The organism is Polaromonas sp. CF318, from assembly GCF_000282655.1.
Lineage (GTDB): Bacteria > Pseudomonadota > Gammaproteobacteria > Burkholderiales > Burkholderiaceae_C > Polaromonas.
The window spans coordinates 44,733-63,578 of the sequence record NZ_AKIV01000100.1 but is presented as its reverse complement, the minus strand read 5'-3'; the positions used below and the strand labels follow the sequence as shown (position 1 = coordinate 63,578).

At 66.5% G+C, this 18,846-nt stretch carries 19 protein-coding genes; 8 read left to right on the top strand and 11 right to left on the bottom strand.

From position 1 onward, the window contains the following. Positions 1-82: 82 nt before the first annotated feature. From PMI15_RS18380 to PMI15_RS18355, 6 genes are all read right to left on the bottom strand, one after another. Positions 83-1,837 (bottom strand): bifunctional protein-serine/threonine kinase/phosphatase, encoded by a 1,755-nt coding sequence (locus tag PMI15_RS18380; protein WP_007872545.1) that lies wholly within the window; start codon positions 1,835-1,837, stop codon positions 83-85. Positions 1,838-1,900: 63 nt separating this feature from the next. Then, entirely contained in the window at positions 1,901-2,713 is an 813-nt protein-coding gene (locus PMI15_RS18375; protein ID WP_007872543.1) for a formate/nitrite transporter family protein, read from the bottom strand. 295 nt (positions 2,714-3,008) lie between these two features. Further along, positions 3,009-3,413, bottom strand: coding sequence for a cupin domain-containing protein (locus PMI15_RS18370; protein WP_007872541.1), 405 nt, complete (start codon positions 3,411-3,413; stop codon positions 3,009-3,011). A gap of 126 nt (positions 3,414-3,539) precedes the next feature. Then, positions 3,540-4,292 carry an SDR family oxidoreductase gene (locus PMI15_RS18365; protein ID WP_007872539.1) on the bottom strand — a complete coding sequence of 251 codons (753 nt, stop codon included), beginning with the start codon at positions 4,290-4,292 and terminating at the stop codon, positions 3,540-3,542. A 199-nt stretch (positions 4,293-4,491) separates the two neighbouring features. Then, positions 4,492-5,406, bottom strand: a complete 915-nt coding sequence (locus PMI15_RS18360) for a ketopantoate reductase family protein (RefSeq protein WP_007872537.1) — start codon at positions 5,404-5,406, stop codon at positions 4,492-4,494. An 84-nt stretch (positions 5,407-5,490) separates the two neighbouring features. Then, entirely contained in the window at positions 5,491-6,420 is a 930-nt protein-coding gene (locus PMI15_RS18355) for a LysR family transcriptional regulator (protein ID WP_007872534.1), read from the bottom strand. A gap of 130 nt (positions 6,421-6,550) precedes the next feature. Between PMI15_RS18355 and PMI15_RS18350 the strand changes: the two genes are divergently transcribed. Together PMI15_RS18350 and PMI15_RS18345 are read left to right on the top strand one after the other, a co-directional pair. Further along, positions 6,551-7,171, top strand: coding sequence for an NADPH-dependent F420 reductase (locus PMI15_RS18350; protein WP_007872532.1), 621 nt, complete (start codon positions 6,551-6,553; stop codon positions 7,169-7,171). Positions 7,172-7,420: 249 nt separating this feature from the next. Continuing rightward, on the top strand, positions 7,421-8,095 hold the full coding sequence (locus tag PMI15_RS18345; RefSeq protein ID WP_007872528.1) for a porin family protein: 675 nt from the start codon (positions 7,421-7,423) through the stop codon (positions 8,093-8,095). A gap of 112 nt (positions 8,096-8,207) precedes the next feature. On the opposite strand, the gene PMI15_RS18340 is transcribed toward PMI15_RS18345, so the two are convergent. Together PMI15_RS18340 and ompR are read right to left on the bottom strand one after the other, a co-directional pair. After that, positions 8,208-9,524: an ATP-binding protein gene (locus PMI15_RS18340; RefSeq protein ID WP_007872526.1), complete on the bottom strand. Its 1,317-nt coding sequence runs from the start codon at positions 9,522-9,524 to the stop codon at positions 8,208-8,210. A gap of 10 nt (positions 9,525-9,534) precedes the next feature. Next, positions 9,535-10,284: a two-component system response regulator OmpR gene (gene ompR / locus PMI15_RS18335; RefSeq protein WP_007872524.1), complete on the bottom strand. Its 750-nt coding sequence runs from the start codon at positions 10,282-10,284 to the stop codon at positions 9,535-9,537. Between the two features lie 278 nt (positions 10,285-10,562). Here ompR and PMI15_RS18330 point away from each other — a divergent pair, with 278 nt between their 5' ends. From PMI15_RS18330 to PMI15_RS18320, 3 genes are all read left to right on the top strand, one after another. Continuing rightward, positions 10,563-11,096 carry a hypothetical protein gene (locus PMI15_RS18330; RefSeq protein ID WP_007872522.1) on the top strand — a complete coding sequence of 178 codons (534 nt, stop codon included), beginning with the start codon at positions 10,563-10,565 and terminating at the stop codon, positions 11,094-11,096. A 65-nt stretch (positions 11,097-11,161) separates the two neighbouring features. Beyond that, a complete protein-coding gene (locus PMI15_RS18325) occupies positions 11,162-11,467 on the top strand; it encodes an EF-hand domain-containing protein (RefSeq protein WP_007872520.1) in 306 nt (101 codons plus the stop codon). Positions 11,468-11,550: 83 nt separating this feature from the next. Beyond that, a complete protein-coding gene (locus PMI15_RS18320; protein ID WP_007872518.1) occupies positions 11,551-12,438 on the top strand; it encodes an alpha/beta hydrolase in 888 nt (295 codons plus the stop codon). On the opposite strand, the gene PMI15_RS18315 is transcribed toward PMI15_RS18320, so the two are convergent. Then, entirely contained in the window at positions 12,410-13,612 is a 1,203-nt protein-coding gene (locus PMI15_RS18315) for a PHB depolymerase family esterase (protein ID WP_007872516.1), read from the bottom strand. The two genes, PMI15_RS18320 and PMI15_RS18315, sit on opposite strands and share 29 nt — an antisense overlap. 274 nt (positions 13,613-13,886) lie before the next feature. Here PMI15_RS18315 and PMI15_RS18310 point away from each other — a divergent pair, with 274 nt between their 5' ends. Continuing rightward, on the top strand, positions 13,887-14,834 hold the full coding sequence (locus tag PMI15_RS18310) for a rhodanese-related sulfurtransferase (protein ID WP_007872513.1): 948 nt from the start codon (positions 13,887-13,889) through the stop codon (positions 14,832-14,834). 13 nt (positions 14,835-14,847) lie between these two features. Further along, positions 14,848-15,501 (top strand): glutathione S-transferase, encoded by a 654-nt coding sequence (locus tag PMI15_RS18305; RefSeq protein WP_007872511.1) that lies wholly within the window; start codon positions 14,848-14,850, stop codon positions 15,499-15,501. 170 nt (positions 15,502-15,671) lie between these two features. Here PMI15_RS18305 and PMI15_RS18300 read toward each other — a convergent pair whose 3' ends face one another. Beyond that, entirely contained in the window at positions 15,672-16,103 is a 432-nt protein-coding gene (locus PMI15_RS18300; RefSeq protein ID WP_007872508.1) for an Lrp/AsnC family transcriptional regulator, read from the bottom strand. Positions 16,104-16,256: 153 nt separating this feature from the next. On the opposite strand from PMI15_RS18300, the gene PMI15_RS18295 reads away from it, so the two are divergent. Further along, complete coding sequence (locus PMI15_RS18295) at positions 16,257-17,360, top strand: saccharopine dehydrogenase family protein (RefSeq protein ID WP_007872505.1); 1,104 nt, start codon at positions 16,257-16,259, stop codon at positions 17,358-17,360. A gap of 9 nt (positions 17,361-17,369) precedes the next feature. Here the strand turns inward: PMI15_RS18295 and sbcB are convergent, their stop codons facing one another. Beyond that, a complete protein-coding gene (gene sbcB / locus PMI15_RS18290; protein ID WP_007872503.1) occupies positions 17,370-18,839 on the bottom strand; it encodes an exodeoxyribonuclease I in 1,470 nt (489 codons plus the stop codon). Between the last annotated feature and the right edge of the window lie 7 nt (positions 18,840-18,846).

Genomic DNA, 18,846 nt, shown 5'->3' with positions numbered 1-18,846 from the left:
CCGCCTTGCCGTGCTGGTGCACTGTCTGCGGCGGCGCGCCTGGCCAGGACCGCTTCGCTGGGTTTTGTGAACGGCTCCGGGATTAGCCCGTCGTCGATTTCAAGGCCAGCATCACCACAATGACCGCGGCCAGGACCAAGGCCAGTCCTCGCCAGAAGGCCAGCGGGTTTCGCTCCAGCAGGGGCTGCCGCGTCTTGTGCAGGAAAGCCCGGTTGGGGTGGCGCAGGTCATACACAAACTCCGACAGTTCGCCATAACGTCTGGCCGGGTCGGGGTGCACGGCCTTGCGCAGCACGTCGTCTATCCAGGCCGGGATCTCGCGGTCGTCGCGCAGCGCGGAGTCGTAGCGCAGCCGGTTTTGCGCGGCGCGGGTGCGGCTTTTGGCGACTTCGGCGCCATAGGGCAGCCGCCCGGTGAGCATCTGGTAGGTGATGACGCCCAGCGAGAAGATGTCGGAGCGCGTGGTGCCGCCCTCGCCCAGGAAATACTCGGGCGCCGAATACTGGGCCGTGCCCAGGATGTTGTCCCGCCCGCCCGGCGCGCCAGGGGTATCGGCCTCCACAAGGCTGGCGACACGGGTTGAACCGAAGTCGATGATCTTGGCGGTGCCCGTGCCGTCGATCATGATGTTCTCGGGCCGCAAGTCCTGGTGCAGCATCTCGAGCCGGTGGAAGGCGCGCAGGCCTTTGGCGATCTGCTCAATGAGGCCGCGCACCGCCTCCAGCGCGGGCCGGGGGTTGTCGATCATCCACTGGGCCAGCGTTTGCCCGTCTATGTATTCGGTGGCCACATACACGTAGTGGCGTTTTCGGGTCGGCACATAGGGCTTGAGCACATGGGCGCTGTTGATGCGCCTGGCGATCCACTCTTCGGTCAAAAAGCGCTCAAGGTAAACCGGGTCGCCGCCCAGATCTATGGAGGGCGTCTTGAGGATGGCGAGCGCGCCCGTGTCGTTGTCGGTGGCCAGGTAGATATGGCTGCGGCTGCTGCCCTGCACTTCCCGGACGATGGTGTAGCCGTCAAACTGAGCCCTGGCCTCGAGCATGGGCGGCAGCGGCAGGCCTGACAGCTGCTGCAGCACCTCGCCGGCCTCGCGGCGTGGCAGCGCATCGACGCGCACGACCTGGGCCGTGAGGTTGTCGGCGCTGCCGCGCTCAAAGGCCTTGTCGACAATGGATTTCGCGGCCGCATCCAGTCCGCCGGCCTCATCGGCATGGCGGTGGATGATGGCGGCCATGTCGTGCTCGCCGACATGGTCGTACACGCCGTCGGTGGCCAGCAAAAAGATGTCGCCCTGCTCCAGCTGCTGGGTCTGGTAGTCGATTTCCAGCTGGGGCTTGAAACCCAGCGCGCGGCCCAGGTAGCTCTGGCCCTGGGCAATCCACACGCGGTGGTCGCGGGTCAGTTGCTCCAGCGCCTTGCCGCGCAGGCGGTAGATGCGTGAGTCACCGACATGAAAAATATGCGCGGTGGCCGACTTGATGACCATGGCGCTCAAGGTGCACACATAACCTTTGTCCTGGTCGTAGCGGTAGGGACTTTTTTGCGTCTGCGCGTGCAGCCAGGAATTGGTGGCGCTCAGGATGCGCTCGGCCGATGTCTTGACCGTCCAGGCTTCCGAGGTGCAGTAATAGTCTTCCAGGAAACCGGTGACGGCGTACTGGCTGGCCACGTCGCTGACGGCGCTGCTGCTGATGCCGTCGGCCAGCGCGATGGCGATGCCCTTGGCGCTGAGCTGCGGCTCCTGCGGCACGTAGATGCCGTGGAAATCCTGGTTGCTTTCCTTGCGGCCCTTGTCCGAATACTGGCCTGCCGATATCTTCAGTTCAGGGGACATAGGGGGTGGCGGCAAAGCCCTCGCGCAACTTGCATGCGCGAGGGCTTTTGTGTTGGAGGCGGATTATTTGAAGGAACGGCTCGGTCCGGTTTTAACGTGGGTCGCGTACAGCGTCAAGCCGGTGAAGGCCAGGCCGCCCACCAGGTTGCCCAGCACCGTGGGGATTTCGTTCCAGATCAGGTAGTCCATGATGGTGAAGTGCGCGCCCAGCAGCAGGCCCGAAGGGAACAGGAACATGTTCACGATGGAGTGTTCGAACACCATGTAGAAAAACAGCATGATGGGCATCCACATGGCGATCACCTTGCCGCTGACCTGGGTGGAGATCATCGCGCCGACCACGCCGGCCGACACCATCCAGTTGCACAGCATGCCGCGCACAAAAAGCGTGAGCATGCCGTTGGCGCCGTACTTCTGGTAACCCAGGGTGCGGTTCTCGCCCACCACGCCTATGGCCTTGCCCACCGCGCTGGGCTCCGTCGAGAAGCCGTTGGTGACGTAGATGGCCATCATCACGGCCACCGTGAACGCCCCCAGGAAGTTGCCGGTAAAGACCAAGCCCCAGTTGCGCAGCACGCCTTTGACGGTGACGCCCGGGCGCTTGTCGATCAGCGCCAGCGGGCACAGCACGAACACGCCGGTCAGCAGGTCGAAGCCGAACAGGTAGAGCATGACAAAACCCACCGGGAACAGCACGGCGCCCAGCAGGGGCTGGCCGGTCTGCACATTGATGGTGACGGCGAACCAGGCCGCCAGGGCCAGGATGGCGCCAGCCATATAGGCCCGGATAACGGTGTCGCGGGTGGACATGAAGATCTTGGACTCCCCCGCGTCCACCATCTTGGTCACAAATTCTGAAGGCACTAAATAAGCCATACCATCCTCGAGTTTTTTAATGAGCGGCCGCAAAAGGCCAAAAAAAATCCACCCCCAGGCGCCCCCAAAAAATGGGAGGCTGGAAGTGGACGTCGTTATCCATGGATCCGCCGGGCAACGGCCTGTGGGCCGCGCCTTGCCCGGCCGTCATTAGCCGGGCGGATCACTCAAAGCAACTACTGTGCCGCCGGGAATGCGGCCTGAAACCGGCTTTTTTGCCCCCGCAGGCGCCGGCATGCCGGGCGCATTGCCCCAAATGCGTGCACCGGTCGGGGCTGGCTCAACATTTTGGTGCTTACTTCAGCAGCTCCAGCACCTCGGCTTTTTTCTTCTTGAGCAGCAGGACCAGGAACTTTGCCGGCAGCGTGGCGCTGGCATTGCGGCCCACGGTGTGGATGTCGTTGGGGCCTTCATAAAAGCTCTGGCCGGCCGTCAAGGTGACCTCCTTGCCGCCCTTGACCTGCATCACGATGGCGCCTTCGAGCACATAGACAAAGGCATGCGCGTGATGGCGATGCACCGGGTCGGCGGCGCCCGGGGCGTAGTCCACCGTGATCATCAGGCCTTCCTTGCCAGGAAGATCGGACAGGTCCTTGGCCATGACCGGCTTGACGGTCACGCCCTCGGGGCCGGCGGCCATGGCGGGCTGGGCGAGCAAGGCGGCGCTTGCGAGAAACAGGGAAACACAGGTCTTGTTCATGATGGCTTCTTCACAGGGTTGCGGGGGTGGCTCGGGATTGAGGCGCACCTGTCCTGATGACGATTGGCGCCGCCGGTTTGTGACACCGGCGCCCTGCCCTCACTCGTGCCTCCTGCCTCTTGCTCCTTATTTCGCGGGCTGGGATTTGAACCAGTCCTCGAAAGTCATGCCGCCCAGGCGCGCCTTGCCAACGGGCACCAGGGTGTCGTCCTTGAGCGCGGCGCCGAAGTAGCGCGCCTGCGGGTCGGCGACGACCTTGCGCGGGTCATTGCTTGCGCTCAGGAAGCGCTGGACGAGGTCGGACAGGCGAACCTTTTCCGGGCCGGCGATCTCGACCGTGCCGTTGACCGGCGCGCCCAGCGTGAAATCGGCCATCGCGGCGGCCACGTCGTCCGACGCAATGGGTTGCACAAAGGCCGGTGACAGCCGCACCGTCTGCCCTTCGGTGCCCGACTGCGCGATGCCGCCCAGGAACTCCATGAACTGGGTGGAGTGCACGATGGTGTAAGGGATGCTGCTGGCCCTGATGATTTTTTCCTGGGCGATCTTGCCGCGGAAATAACCGCTTTCCACCAGCTTGTCGGTACCCACGACGGAGAGAGCGATATGGTGCGTGACACCGGCGGCCGCTTCGGCCGCGAGCAGGTTGCGGCCCGAGGTTTCAAAAAATTCCAGCACGGCCTTGTCTTCAAACGAGGGCGAATTGGCCACGTCAACGACCACCTGGGTGCCCGCAAGGACTTCCGCCAGCCCCTGGCCGGTGAGGGTGTTGACGCCGGATGCCGGCGATGCGGCGATGGCCTCGTGGCCGCGCTGGCGAAGGATGTTGACGAGTTTGGATCCGATGAGGCCTGAGCCTCCGATGACGACGATTTTCATGGGTGTACTTTCTGGTCCAGGGTGGAGCTAGAGGTGGAGGTGGCGGTGCTCATTTGAGTACCACCTGCCTCTATGACGATTGACGCCGCCGGTTTGTGACGCCTGCGCCCTGCCCTTGCCATTTCTCTTGCCCCCTCCCCTCTGGGGGAAGGAGTCATTCATCAAGCTGTGTCTACAAGGAAAAATCCGGTCGGATGGGTCAGCTTGCCGACGCTTTTCCTTCGAGCAGCTTCACCATGGCCCAGAGCACCCGGTTGGCGGGCACGGCCACGCCCAGCGCCTCGCCGCGCCTGACGATCAGGCCGTTGAGGTAGTCGATCTCGGTGGGCTTGCCGCGCGCCAGGTCCTGCGCGGTGGAGGCGTACTGGTTGGGCATGCTGCCGGCCAGCTTCTCCACGGCGGTGTGCACGTCGCCGGCCACCTGCACGCCTTCGGCCTTGGCGACCGCCAGGCATTCGGCGACCACGTCGCGCATCACATCGATCACACCCACGCCCTGCACCGTCTTGCCATAAGGCAGCTGGGCAATGGCCGAGACGGCGTTGTAGGCGCAGTTGAGGATGAGCTTGGCCCAGAGCGCGCCACGCACATTGGCAGAAATCTCGGTGGGCACGCCGGCGGCAATCAGGGCTCGCGCCACGGTTTCGCCGAGGGCCGAAGGCTCGATCACCAGGTCGCCGCGGCCGTGGTGCTTGAGGTGGCCGGGGCCGGCCATTTCGGTGGCGACATAAACCACGGCGGCGGCCACGGCATGCTGCGGCAGTACGGCGCGCAGGCGATCGGCATTGTCCACGCCGTTTTGCAGGCACAGCACCAGGGTGTCGGGCTTGAGATGCGGCCGTATCAGCGCGCCGGCCGATTCGGTGTCGGTGGACTTGACACAGAACAGCACCAGGTCGGCGCCCTGGACGGCGGCCGGGTCGCTGCTGGCGGCCAGGCGCACATGCTCGTCGAACATGCGGGTTTCCATGCGCAGGCCGTCGCGCTCAATGGCCTGCACATGCTGGGGCCGCGCGACCAGCACGACCTCATGGCCGGCGCGCGCGAGCATGCCGCCGAAATAACAACCGACGGCGCCTGCGCCCATCACGGCGACTTTGAGGGATTGGGTCATGGACTGCCTTGTGCCTGTAAAGGAATGCGAAGACAGCGATTGTGGGTGAAGTCTGCGGTATCTGCTGGCGCCCCGATGGAGTCCCTAACCCAGGCTGCCGGCAAAGCGCCGGCCCAGTTGCCCGCGCTCGAAGGCATCGGCCACAAAGTCGATGAAAACACGGGTCCTGGCGGGCATCTGGCTGCGCGTGGCGTAGTAAATCGAGATGGCGCCGGCATCCACATACCAGCGCGGCAGCAGCCTCACGAGTTCGCCGCGTTCCAGCTGCGGCAGCACGTCGGGCACCGCGAGCAAGGTCACGCCCAGGCCCATCAGGGCCGCGGCGCGCATGGCGGCGGGGTCGTTGACCACCACGGATTCGGCCTGGGCGGCCGGCATTTCGGTGCCGGCGGCATCGCGCATCAGCCATTGGCGCAACCGGCCCGTGGCGCTGGAACGCATCAGGATGCCGCTGAGCCCGGCCAGGCCCGCGGGATCGGTGGGCGGTGGGCGCCCGGCCATAAAGGCCGGCGAGGCCACGGCCACCAGGTGGATGGGCGCCAGGGGGCGCGACACCACACCGGGCGAGAGCTCAAAACCGCCGCCTATGGCGGCGTCATAGCCCTCGGCGATCAGGTCGACCGGGCGGTTCTCGAAATACCAGTCGGGGCGCACCAGGGGGTAGCGTGCCAGGAAGGCCGGCAGCAGCGGCAGGATGTGCTCGACGCCAAAGGTCGGCGACATGCTGACCTTGAGCGGGCCGGCGGGCGCGCCGCTGTCATCGGCCAGGGCCGCGATGGCGGACTGCAGCGCGTCGAGGTTGCCGCCAATCGAAGCCAGGAAACGTTCGCCGGCTTCGGTCAGCGTGAGCTTGCGCGTGGAGCGCTGGAACAGCCGCACGCCGAGGTTGCGCTCCAGCATGGCGACATTGCGGCTGACGGCCGCGGGTGTCAGCACCAGGCGCCGCGCCGCCGCCGAGAAGCTGCGGCCCTCGGCGCTGCGCACAAAGGACTCAAGGTTGGCCAGGGTCTCCATGGCGGCATCTTAAAGCAATGCTTGAAGATGATTCAAGCCATTCCTGGCTTATCAAAACACAATCGAAATCCCATCATTCACTCCACCAACCCCCCTTCAACAACCCATCGACAACCCAAGGAGTGAATTCATGTCTACCCTCAACACAAGCTTCCCCAGCATTGGCATCATCGGCGCCGGCGCCATAGGCACGGCCTTTGCCAAAAACCTGGCCCGCCACGGCATCCCCGCCACGCTGTCCAACAGCCGCGGCCCGGACTCGCTCAAGGACCTGGTGCGCGAACTTCCGGGCATCAAGGCCGGCACGCGCGAAGAAGCGGCCGCGAAAGACATGGTGTTTGTCGCCGTCAACTGGGGCCGCCTGCCGGCCGCGCTGGCCGGCCTGCCGGATTTCGGCGGCCGCATCGTCATCGACGCCAACAACCCGATTGAAGCGCCGCTGTTCAAGCCCGCCGAATTGAACGGCCGGCTCTCGAGCGAGGTGTTCAGCGACCTGGTTCCCGGCGCGCGCGTCGTCAAGGCCTTCAACCACCTGCAGGCCCAGCTGCTGGCCAGCGACCCGGGCAGCGAAGGCGGCAAGCGTGTGCTGTTTTTTTCGGGCGACGACGCCGCGGCCAAAGCCACTGTGGCCGCGCTGATCGCCCGGCTCGGCTTCTCGGGCATAGACCTGGGCGCGCTGGCGGTAGGCGCGCGCCTGGCGCAATTCCCCGGCGGCCCGTTGCCCGTCCTCAACCTGGTGCAGTTCGGCTGAGGCCACTGCGCGTCCAGGTGGCCGGCCTGACCCGTCACTGACGAAGCAGGCCGGCTCGCGCGGCGCGCTGCGTAAAGTCACAGTTTTTTTACCGTCGGTTTACCGGCGCTAGACCGCCGCTATACCGGGCCATCGCTCAATGGCGGTGCGCAGGGTCCTGCGCGGCCTGGGCTGAACAAGGGCACTTGTTGCCCGCCCAGGCAGGTCAGAAGTTGCCGGCGCCATGCGCCGGCTTTTTCCGGAGAAAACATGAAGTTCACCTATTCATCCAAATTGTTGTGGCTGTCCACCGCCGCGCTGTCCCTGGGCGCCGCGCTGGCGCAACCGGCACAGGCGGCGCCGCTGGCGGCAAACTCACAGGATGTTTACATCGGCGGCAATATCGCCGCCAGCCGAGCGCCCGGCCTGGGCGGCAGCATTGACGGCGCCCTGGCCAACCAGGGGCTGGGCAGCAGCACCTCGACCGGCACGCCGGGCACCTCGGGCGGCCTGCGGCTGGGTTACCGACTCAACCCCAACCTGGCCTTTGAGGCCAGCTATGACCGCATAGGCTCGACGGACCTGCAGTCGGCCATCGTATCGCCGGCGGCGGACAGCGCCTCGGGCACCTGGAAGGCGCACGGCTTCGGCCTGCATGTGCTGGGCATCGCGCCGCTGGACAAGCAGTGGTCGGTTTATGGCCGCGCGGGTGTCGAGCAGTGGCATACCTCGCTTGATACGGCGTCGGCCACCGGCAGCACCGCCAACGTCTCGACGACGGGCTCCAACACCTCGCTGGCGCTGGGCGCCGGCGTGGCCTATGCCATCTCGCCGAATGTGGATGCCACGGCGGAGCTGGTGCGCTACAACCGCGTCGGCACGTCCTCCACGGGCAGCAGCGCGGTGAACCAGGTCAATTTCGGCCTGCGCTACCACTTCCTCTGAGCGCATTCTTAAAAGCACCCTGAAGGCAGGGTGATCCCAAGGCCGGCGCCTGCGCGTCGGCCTTTTTTATTGTTGTTTTTGTCTTGGGCGGGCGCGTGGCGCAGGCGCAGCGTCAGGCCCGCGGCAGGCTGATCCGGGCGCACAGTCCGCCGCTTGCGGCCGGCAGCAGTTCAAACCTGCCGCCATGCACGCGCACGATGCGGTCCACGATGGCCAGGCCCAGCCCGGCGCCGGGAGGGCCGCCGCGCGTGCTTTCAGCACGGCGAAAAGGCTGCTTCAAGGCCTCGGCCTGCGCGGCGGCAATGCCGGTGCCATGGTCCGTCACCTCTATCCAGGCCGAATCGCCCGAGCTGCCGGTAGCGATCACGACCGGCGGCAGGCCGTGGCGCCAGGCGTTTTCGACGAGGTTGGTGAGCACGCGGCGCATCGCGCGCGGGCGCAGGGGCACGGGCGGCGCGTTGCCGGCCTCCAGCGCCACCGGCATGCCCTGGCCGGCCGAGGCGGCCGCCACCTCGGCCGCCAGCGCATCCAGCGACACGGGTACCGGGGCTTCGCTGTCGGTGCTGCGGGCAAAGTCCAGGAACTGGCCGATGATGGCGTCCATTTCTTCCACGCCGCGCGTCATGCGGGCCATGAGTTCCTCATCGGCCTTTTCGCGCAGGATCTCTATGCCCAGGCGCAGCTTGGTCAGCGGCGTGCGCAGGTCGTGCGACACCCCCGCCAGCATCAGCGCGCGCTCGTCGTCGGCCTGGGCCAGGCTGCGCACCATCTGGTTGAAGCTGCGGCTCAGGTCGGCGATTTCCGTGGGGCCGTCTTCGGGCAGCGGCTGGGGGCTGCCGCCGCCGGCCAGGGTGTGCGCCGAAGCCACCACGCGCCGCAGGGGCCGGTTCAGGTGGCGATGGATCAGCAATGCGCCCAGCAAGGCCAGCAAGGCGCTGGTGAGCGAGGCCGCGATCCACGCACCGGTGAATTCGCGCGCCGGCAGCACGCCGGGCAAGGTCACCCAATGGTCGGCGCCATCGAGGCGCAGCCGCACAGCCAGGCTGCCGCCGGCCTCGCGGCGCCAGATGATTTCGGAGCCCTCGCCTTCCAGCGCAATGCCGCGCGAGGCTTCATTGACGAAGCGCCGCTCAAGCCGGCTCAGGAGCGGGCGCTGGCCGCGGCCTCCGCCTTCCTCGTCGTCCGCGATGCCCTGCATGGCACGGCGGTTGAACTGGGCCACAAAGGCTTCGCGCTGGGCCGGCGGCATGGCGGCCAGGCCGGCGCGGATGGCGCCGACGTTGCGGGCCACCGCCACCGACAGCTGCGCCAGCCGCGGCTTGACGATCAGCTGGCGCACCAGCAGCGCGCTGGCCAGCTGGCCGACCACAACGAGCACCACGATGAGCAGCACGTTGCGCCCGAACAGGCTGCGCGGGAACAGCGTCATGCAAAAAACCTCATGGCTTGCCCGCCTTGCCGTGTCTGGCCGCGCCGCCTTCGGGCACAAACACATAACCGACGCCCCACACCGTCTGGATGTGCGCCGGCTGCGAGGGGTCGGCTTCGATCAGCTTGCGCAGGCGCATGACCTGCACGTCAATGCTGCGGTCGGTGGCTTCGTGGTCGCGGCCATAGGCCAGCTCGATCAGCCTGTCGCGGCCCAGGGGGCGGTTGGGATGCAGCGCCATCGCCTGCAACAGGCTGAATTCGCCGGTGGTGAGCGGCACGTCCTCACCGTTTTTGTCCAGCCGGCGCGCATCGAGCGCCAGGGTGAAGTCGCCGAAGCGCACCGTGCCCCGGCCGGGCAGCGGACCGCTGTGCGCGCCCAGCATGCGCTGGCGACGTACCAGCGCCTGGATGCGGGCCAGCAGTTCGCGCGGGTTGAAGGGCTTGGGCAGGTAGTCGTCGGCGCCCATTTCCAGCCCGACGATGCGGTCCACCGGGTCGCCGCGGGCGGTGAGCATGACGATGGGAATGGTTTCGCCCTGGGCGCGCAGGCGCCGGCACACCGCCAGGCCGTCTTCGCCCGGCATCATCACATCGAGCACCAGCACGTCAAAGCGCTCGCGCGCCAGCAGGGTGTCCAGGGTTTTGGCGTCCTCCAGCGTGCGCACGGCATAGCCCTGGTCGCCCAGGTAGCGCTGCAGCAGGCTGCGCAGGTCGGCCTCGTCGTCGACCACCAGGACCCGGGCCAGTGGCTCGCTCATGGTGATGGGCCTGTCTGCAAAAGCGCGTTGAAAACAACCATCGGAAACACCCGCAGCAAGAAAGATGCCCCCATGGTAGCGGCCCGCGCCCGGCCGCCTGCCCGGCAAATCATGACAAATGATGACAAAGCCGGGGTTTGCTCATGCCTTGTCATCAAGAGGCCGCTTGCCGCCATGCCTGGTTCACATCTTGCGGCCACAGTGGCGTCACGGCGCTGCAATACGGCCGAAACCTCAAGTCCCTTCACCGTTCAACACCAACCTTCAAGGAGTTCGCCATGAAAACCACGCTTTCCGCCACCGCCCTGACATGTGCCTTGCTGGTCGCGGGTTTTGCCGCCCCCGCCGCCGAAGCGGCCAGCCGCCACGTGGTGCGAACCCACGCCGATGGCGGCGCCACCGTCAGCAAGGCCATCACCCGCCAGGGCCCGCAAGGCGGCACGCGGGTACGGAACCGCAGCACGACCGCCGACGGGCAAGGCAATGCCAGCACCGCGGGCAGCGTCTCCACCACGGGCCCCAACGGTGCCACCGCCGTGCGCAACGGCCAGGCCAGCCGCAGCGCGGACGGCTCGGCCGAGCGCAGTGGCAGCTTCGCCGCCACCGGCGCCAAAGGCAGCGTGGAAAGCAGCGGCAGCAGCAGCAAAACCGCCGACGGCAGCGTGAACGCCAGCCGCAACACCACGGCCACCAGCGCCGCCACCGGCAACAGCGTGCAAAGCACGGCGTCCTATAACCAGGCCACCGGCGTCACGCGCAGCACGACCTGCTATGACGCCACGGGCACGGCCATGAGTTGCCCCTCGCGCTGAACGGGCCCGGCCTTCCACCGGAGCGGATTCTTCCAAACCTTCCAACCTTTACCTGGAGCACTTTCATGACCCCCACCTTCCACCTCCGCGCTTTTTCCATCATGGCCGTGCTGGCACTGGGCACCGCGGCCCATGCCCAGTCAGCCAACGCCGCCCGCCTGGAAAAAGCCCGCACCGAATTGCAAAAGCGCTTTGACGCGGCCGACACCAACAAGGACGGCAAGCTGACACGCGAAGAAGCACAGGCCAAAATGCCCAAGGTGTACAAAAACTTTGATGCCATCGATACCGGCCATAGCGGCGCCGTTTCGCTGGCCGACATCGAAACCTTTGTGGTGTCGAAAAAAGGTTCGCGCAAGCCGGCCGGCTGAGCCGCATGCATGCTTCAAGCTCGACAACGGCCGGCTTTGCCTTCTTCCCGTCCCACCGGACGCTGATTGACTGGAGATTCTTGATGACGCTTCTTGCCACCCGGGCTGGGCATGCCGGCCTTGTCGCGACGCTGCTTTTGTCCGCCACCTTGAGCCTGGCCGCGCCGGCGATACCCGAGGGCGTGCGCCGTATCGCCGACCTGCCCTACGGCCAGGACGAGCGACAGCGCATGGACGTCTACCTGCCGGCCCCCACGTCGGGCATGGCGGGCAACACGGCGAAGGCGCCCGTCATCGTGATGGTGCACGGCGGCGCCTGGATGGTGGGCAACAAGGCCATGCCCAAGGTGGTGGAGAACAAGGTGGCCTACTGGGTCAAGCAGAAGGGCTATGTCTTTGTCTCGGTCGGCTACCGCCTGATGCCGCAGGCCGACCCCCTGCTGCAGGCGCGCGACGTGGCCACGGCGCTGGCCAAGGCGCAGGGCCTGGCGGCCTCCTGGGGCGGCGACCCGGCGAAGTTCATCCTCATGGGCCATTCGGCCGGCGCGCACCTGGTGGCCCTGCTGGCGGCCTCGCCGGCGCTGGCGCGCGAGGCCGGCGCCCACCCCTGGCTGGGCACCGTCGCGCTCGACAGCGCGGCGCTGGACCTGGAGCGCATCATGCGGGCGCACCACATGCGCTTTTACGACAAGGTGTTCGGCGCCGACCCGGCTTACTGGCGCAGCGTATCGCCCAGCAGCGTGCTGGCGCCGGACGCCACGCCCATGCTGCTGGTGTGCTCGACGCAACGGGGCGACGGCCCCTGCCCCCAGGCGCGCGATTTTGCCGCCAAGGCCGCAGCCAAAGGCGTGCGCGCGAGCGTGCTGCCGCAGGACCTCACGCACGAGCAGGTCAACGCCACGCTGGGCCTGCCCGGCGCCTACACCGAGGCTGTCGACGGCTTTATGGCAAGCCTGTTGTCTCGTCCTTAGGCACCGGCTCGCGGCGGTGGTGGCTGAAAAAAGTCCACATCAGCAGCGAGGCATCGGGCCCCTGGGGCTCGTTGAATTCGAAACTCGCGTTGCCGCCGCTCCAGGCGTGGCCCAGCATGTCCACATCACATTTGACGAGCTGCGGCTTGCGGCCCGCATACCAGGTGGCGGTCTGGTAGGCATGGCGCGGCCGCCGGCCGCCGCGGCGCTCGGGATGGCGGCGCACGACGGGCCCCTCGCGCGACGCGCCCTCGGTGATGGCCGGGCCGTTGATGATTTCAAACTGCTCGGCCAGCTGGTCGGCGTTGACCCGCCGCACCACGCTGTCGTGGTCGCCGTGGATCAGCAGGGCCGGCATGCCCGGGAACTGCGGCTGCTGGCTGGCAAAGGAGCGCGCGGCCGCGCCGTAGGATGAGCCCGAGCCGTGCTGCATGGCGCGGTAGGCGCTGAAGGGCGAATGCGTGGTGCCGAACACCGGCGCCGAGTGCATGCCCACGGCCGCGATCAGCTGCGGATGGCGCAAGGCCACGATGGCGGCCAGCGCGGCGCCGGCCGACAGGCCCGCGACATAGGTGCGCGAGGCGTCCAGGCCGTGCTTGTTCTGCACCTGAGCGATCATCGCGGCGATCACCTCGACATCGCCCTCCCCCCGCTGCGTGGCCCGCCTGTACCAATGCCAGCAACGATGGGCATCGGCCGCGGCCGATTGTTGCGGATAAAGCACTGCGAAGCCCTTGCGTTCGGCCAGCTCGTTCATGCGGCTGCCCGCCGCGAAGTCGGCCGCCGTTTGCCGGCAACCGTGCAGCATGACCACCAGCGGGCGCGGCGTAGCGGGCGTATCGGACACCCCGGCCGCGGTGGCGGGGAGGTAAAGCCAGTACATCATGCGCCGCGCATCGGTGTAGAGGCCGTCCCCCGGTAAAGTGAACCAGGCCTTGCGCCAGGTGCCGGGCAGGCCGGCGGCCGCGCGCGCCTTGGCCGCCGCGGACCGGCGCGCCTTTTTGGCGGCGGACAGGTCCGCGGCGGGCTTGACCTCCTTGAGCCGGGAGCGCGGCAAGCCAAACACCGAGCCTTTGGGCAAGAAGCTTTCGAACAGGCGCAAGCCCTCCGCCTGCTGGACCTTGCTGACGCGGCGCATGCTTTTCAGCCAGAGGCTGCTCAGGCTTTTGGACATGAAGGGCGGTGGAGTTGAGGGGTCATGGAAGACGGCGCGGTGTGCCGGGCCGGCGTGCAATTTATAAGTACACGGTTATTTTGCTGCATCGCAGCAAAATGTCTACCCACCAAGGGCTTTAAGCGCTGCCGTCCGGCTTGAATCGAGTGCCTTTCGTCACAAAATCAGGGTTTTCGGGTGCAAAAACCCTGGCCGTTACCATTGGGGGCCTGGCCCGCGCGCCCAAAAATGCCTTTTTGAGGCCCTCTTCGACCTGTTTCACCCGTTTTGCCCCATGCCCCAGTTTCTGACCGCCGCCCTCTACCAATTCGTCGAGCTGCCCGATTTCGCCGCGCTGCAGGCGCCGCTGCTCGCGCATTGCGAGGTGCATGGCGTCAAGGGCACGCTGTTGCTCGCCGCTGAAGGGATTAACGGCACGATTGCGGGATTGCCTGAGGGCGTTCATGCGGTGCTGGCCTATCTGCGCGCCGACCCGCGCCTGGCGAAGCTGGAGCACAAGGAGGCCTGGGCCGGGCAGATGCCCTTTTACCGCATGAAAGTGCGGCTCAAGCGCGAGATCGTCACCATGGGCGTGCCCGAAGTCCACCCGGCGCTGATGGCCGGCGAATACGTCAAGCCGCAGGACTGGAACAAGCTGATCCATGAGCCCGGCGTGGTGCTGGTCGACACGCGCAACGACTATGAGGTCTCCATAGGCAGCTTCGAGGGCGCGATCAACCCGCACACCGGCAGCTTTTCGGAGCTGCCCGGCTGGGTGGAGCGCGAAATGGCCGAGGGCGGCAAGCTGGCCGCGCGTGACGGCAAAAAACCCAAGGTGGCGATGTTCTGCACGGGCGGCATACGCTGCGAAAAATCCACCGCGCTGCTGCGATCCAAGGGCTTTGAGGAGGTCTACCACCTCGAAGGCGGCATCCTCAAATACCTGGAGACCGTGCCCGAGGCGCAAAGCACCTGGCAAGGCGAGTGTTTTGTGTTCGACGAGCGCGTCTCGGTGGGCCACGGGCTCAAGCCCGGCGGCTTCACGCTGTGCCGCTCCTGCCGCGACCCGCTCAGCGAGCAGGATCGCCAGTCGCCGCTGTATGAACTCGGGGTGAGCTGCCCGCACTGCCACGGCAAGACGACCGACGAACAAAAAGCCGGCTACCGCGAACGCCAGCGACAGGTCGAGCTGGCCGACAAACGCCAGGCCGCGCACATAGGCGTGCGCCAGCCCGGCGCCTGACGGTTTTCTGCCCATGACCGGCGCGCTGCCCGTCCTGTATTCCTTTCGCCGCTGCCCCTATGCGATGCGTGCGCGCCTGGCGCTGGCCGTGAGCGGCGAGCCTTACGAATTGCGCGAAGTCGTGCTGCGCGACAAGCCGGCCGAACTGCTGGCCGCCTCGCCCAAGGGCACGGTGCCCGTGCTGGTGCTGACTGATGGCACGGTGATAGACCAGAGCCTGGACGTGATGTTGTGGGCGCTGCGGCGCAAGGATCCGCAAAGCTGGCTGCAGCCGCCCCGGGGCTCCCTGGACGACATGCTCGCGCTGATCGGCCACAACGACGGCGAGTTCAAGCGCCACCTGGACCGCTACAAATACCCCCATCGTTATCCCGATGAATCGGCCGGTGATGCGCAGGCTTTTGCGTTGTTGAACCGCGCGCAAGGTGCGGTGTGGATGGCCCGGCTCGACGGCATGTTGGACGCCGGCTGGCTGTATGGCACACGCGCGAGCCTCGCCGACATGGCGCTGCTGCCCTTTGTGCGCCAGTTCGCGCATACCGATGCCGCCTGGTTTGCCGCGCAACCGTGGCCTAAGCTGCAGGCCTGGCTGGCGGAGTTTGAGGCCGGCGCGCTGTATGCCGGGGTGATGGACAAGCATGCGCCCTGGCGGGCCGGACCTGCCTAGCCCTTGGCATATTGCCGGAACTCCATCAGGCGTTCCCAACGGCGCAACCCCATGACCATCATCATTACAGGCAGATATTCATGAGACTTGGCCGCAGCAGCTTGTTGCGATGGTGCTAGGCCTCTTTGCGTTTTACCCCCTCTCCCTCTGGGAGAGGGACTAAGAAGGCCTCAGCGCTGAATACGCGTGGACAGCACCACCGAGGTATGCGTGCGCTCCACCCCGTCGAGCAGGCCTATGCCGTCTATCAGCGCGTCCAGCCTTTCGATGGAGCCGGCCTGCACGATGGCAATCATGTCGTAGGTGCCGCTGATGGACAGCAGTGAACGCACCTCGGGAATCTTGCGCAGCGCCGCCTCCACCGTGCCCGTGAGCTTGAGGCCGACGGTGAGCATCACGTGGGCCGATACCTGCGACTGTTCATAGGCCTCACCGGTGCGCGCGCCGTAGCCGGTGATGACCTTGTCGCGCTCCAGCCGCGTGATGCGGGCCTGTACCGCCGTGCGCGACAGCCCGACCTTGCGCGCAAGCAAGGCCATGGGGCAGCGCGCGTTGTCGCGCAGCTCGGCAAGCAGGGCCTGGTCTATGGCGTCGAGTTGCATGGTGTCACTCCAAAATAGTCAAATTGTGTATTTAGATAGACCATTTATCTAAAGTATGGCGTTATTTTGTCTAAATTGATACTGGTAACTGCCTGCCCCGGCTTCCACAATGGGCCATGCCTCGCACCGGGGCACATTCCCCAGGAGAACCTTATGAAAAAAATCATGGTCGCAGGCGCCGGAAAAATCGGCTCGGCGATTGCCGCGCTGCTGGGCGCCACCCGGGACTATTCGGTAACGGTGGCCGATGCCTCGCCGGCCGCGCTGGCCGGCATCAAGACCGGCCCGCGCGTGCAGCGGCTGGCGCTGGACATCGGCAACCCGGCGGCCCTGCGCACCGCGCTGGCCGGGCAATATGCGGTGCTCAGCGCGGCGCCCTTCCACCTGACCACGCAGATCGCCGAAGCCGCCGTTGCCGAAGGCGTGCACTACCTGGACCTCACAGAAGACGTGGCCAGCACGCGGCGTGTGAAGGAGCTGGCCGCCGCGGGCGCGCGCACGGCATTGATCCCGCAGTGCGGCCTGGCGCCGGGTTTTGTCTCCATCGTCGCGGCTGAGCTGTGCCGGCGCTTTGACAGCCTGCACAGCGTGCGCATGCGGGTGGGTGCGCTGCCGCAGTTCCCGTCGAACGCGCTCAACTACAACCTGACCTGGAGCACCGACGGCGTCATCAACGAGTACTGCGAGCCCTGCGAGGCGATTGTCGAAGGCGTGCTGCGCCAGGTGCCGCCGCTGGCCGAGCATGAGGAGTTCTCGCTGGACGGCGTAACCTACGAGGCCTTCAACACCTCGGGCGGGCTGGGCACGCTGTGCGAAACCCTGCAGGGCAAGGTCACCCACCTCAACTACAAAACCATACGCTACCCGGGCCACGCGGCCATCATGAAGGTGCTGCTCAACGACCTGCGCCTGCGCGAGCGCCGCCATGTGCTCAAGGACCTGCTGGAAAACGCCCTGCCCGTGACGCTGCAGGACGTGGTCATCGTTTTTGTCACCGTGAGCGGCCAGCGCGAGGGCCGGCTGATGCAGGAGACCTATGCGCACAAGATCTACAGCCAGGTGGTGGACGGTGTGCTGCGCAGCGCGATCCAGGTGACCACGGCTTCCGGCATCTGTGCGGTGCTGGACTTGCTGGCCGCAGGCCGGCTGCCGGCGCGGGGGTTTGTGCGGCAGGAGGAGATCGCGCTGGGGGACTTTTTGGCCAACCGCTTCGGCAAGGCTTATGCCGAGCACCCGGCCGAACGCGCCGCAGCCTGAGGACTGCGTTCAGAGATCTGGCGCTATCGCCTCGGCATAGTCATACAGCGCGCCCAGGATGGCCTCGCCGCGCTCGTCGGTGGTTTCCGAAAGCACGTCGATGCGTGCAAACAGCGCATCCACATTGCGCGCCCCGCCCTCGCCTTCGAGCAGCCAGGCCACGCGGTGCGCCTCCCAGCGTTCGGTGTCTTCGGGCGACAAGGTTTCGGGGAAATTGCGGGCGCGGTAGCGGAACAGTATTTCCTCGAGCCTGTCGTCGTCAAAGCCGGTGCGGCTGTGGGCGAGTTCGGCGGGCGACAGCGCACGCAGCTGGTTCAGGCGGCGCCGGTCGGCGTTGCCGACAAAGCCGCCGTAGAGGTCTTCATCGACGTCGGGCGCGGCCTCCTTGGGGCGCTGGAAGACCTCGGGCCAGATGGCGCTCATGTCGGGCAAGGCCGCGGCTTTTTCGGCATTGCGCAGGGCCGCGGGGATGTCCACGCCCCACTGGGCCGCCATTTCGGGCGTCAGGGTGGCGAGCTTGCGCACCACCATGGGCGATTTGTTGAGGTGCACCGACTTGATGGGCAGGCGCTGCACGCCCTCGGGCAGGTCGGCGGAGCGGCTGAACAGGCGCTGGCGCAGCGTGGCGACGTCCAGCAGCGGCAGCTCGGCGGGGTCTTGCGACAGGTCCCAGGCCAGCAGTTCGTTTTTGTTGGTGGGGTGCGTGGCCAGCGGCCACATGACGGCCAGGCAGCCGCGCTCGGGCGGGAACATGCCGGAGATGTGCAAAAAGGGCTGGGCCGTCTGCGGGCTGGTGGGCAGGCCGAGTTCCGTGGCAACCCTGTCCTTTTTGTGCAGGCTCAGGGCAAAGTCGAAGAGCTTGGGCTGGGCCTGGCGTATCAGCCGCGCCAGCGCGATGGTGGCGCGCACGTCGGACAGCGCGTCGTGCGCCGCATCGTGCATCAGGCCGTTGGCGCGTGCCAGGTCCTCGAGCTTGAAGCTGGGGCGGGTTACGCTGGGGTCATCGGGAAAACGTTCATCGGGTTTGCGCGGCCAGACGATGCCTTCGGGCCGCAAGGCGTAGCACATGCGCACCACGTCCAGCAAATCCCAGCGGCCGCAGTCGTTCTGCCACTCGCGCGCGTAGGGGTCTATCAGGTTGCGCCAGAACAGGTGGCGCGTGACTTCGTCGTCAAAGCGTATGGTGTTGTAGCCCACGCCTATGGTGCCGGGCTGGGCCAGCACGGCCTCGATGCCGGCGGCGAATTCATGCTCGGCCACGCCGCGCTCCAGGCACAGCTGGGGCGTGATGCCGGTGAGCAGGCAGGACTCCGGGTCGGGCAGGTAGTCGCTGGCGGGCTTGCAGTACAGCATCAGCGGTTCGCCGATTTCATTGAGGTCGGCGTCGGTGCGTATGCCGGCGAACTGCGCGGGCCGGTCGCGCCGGGGGTTGATGCCGAAGGTCTCGTAGTCGTGCCAGAGAAAGGTGTGGGAGGCCATGGAGCGT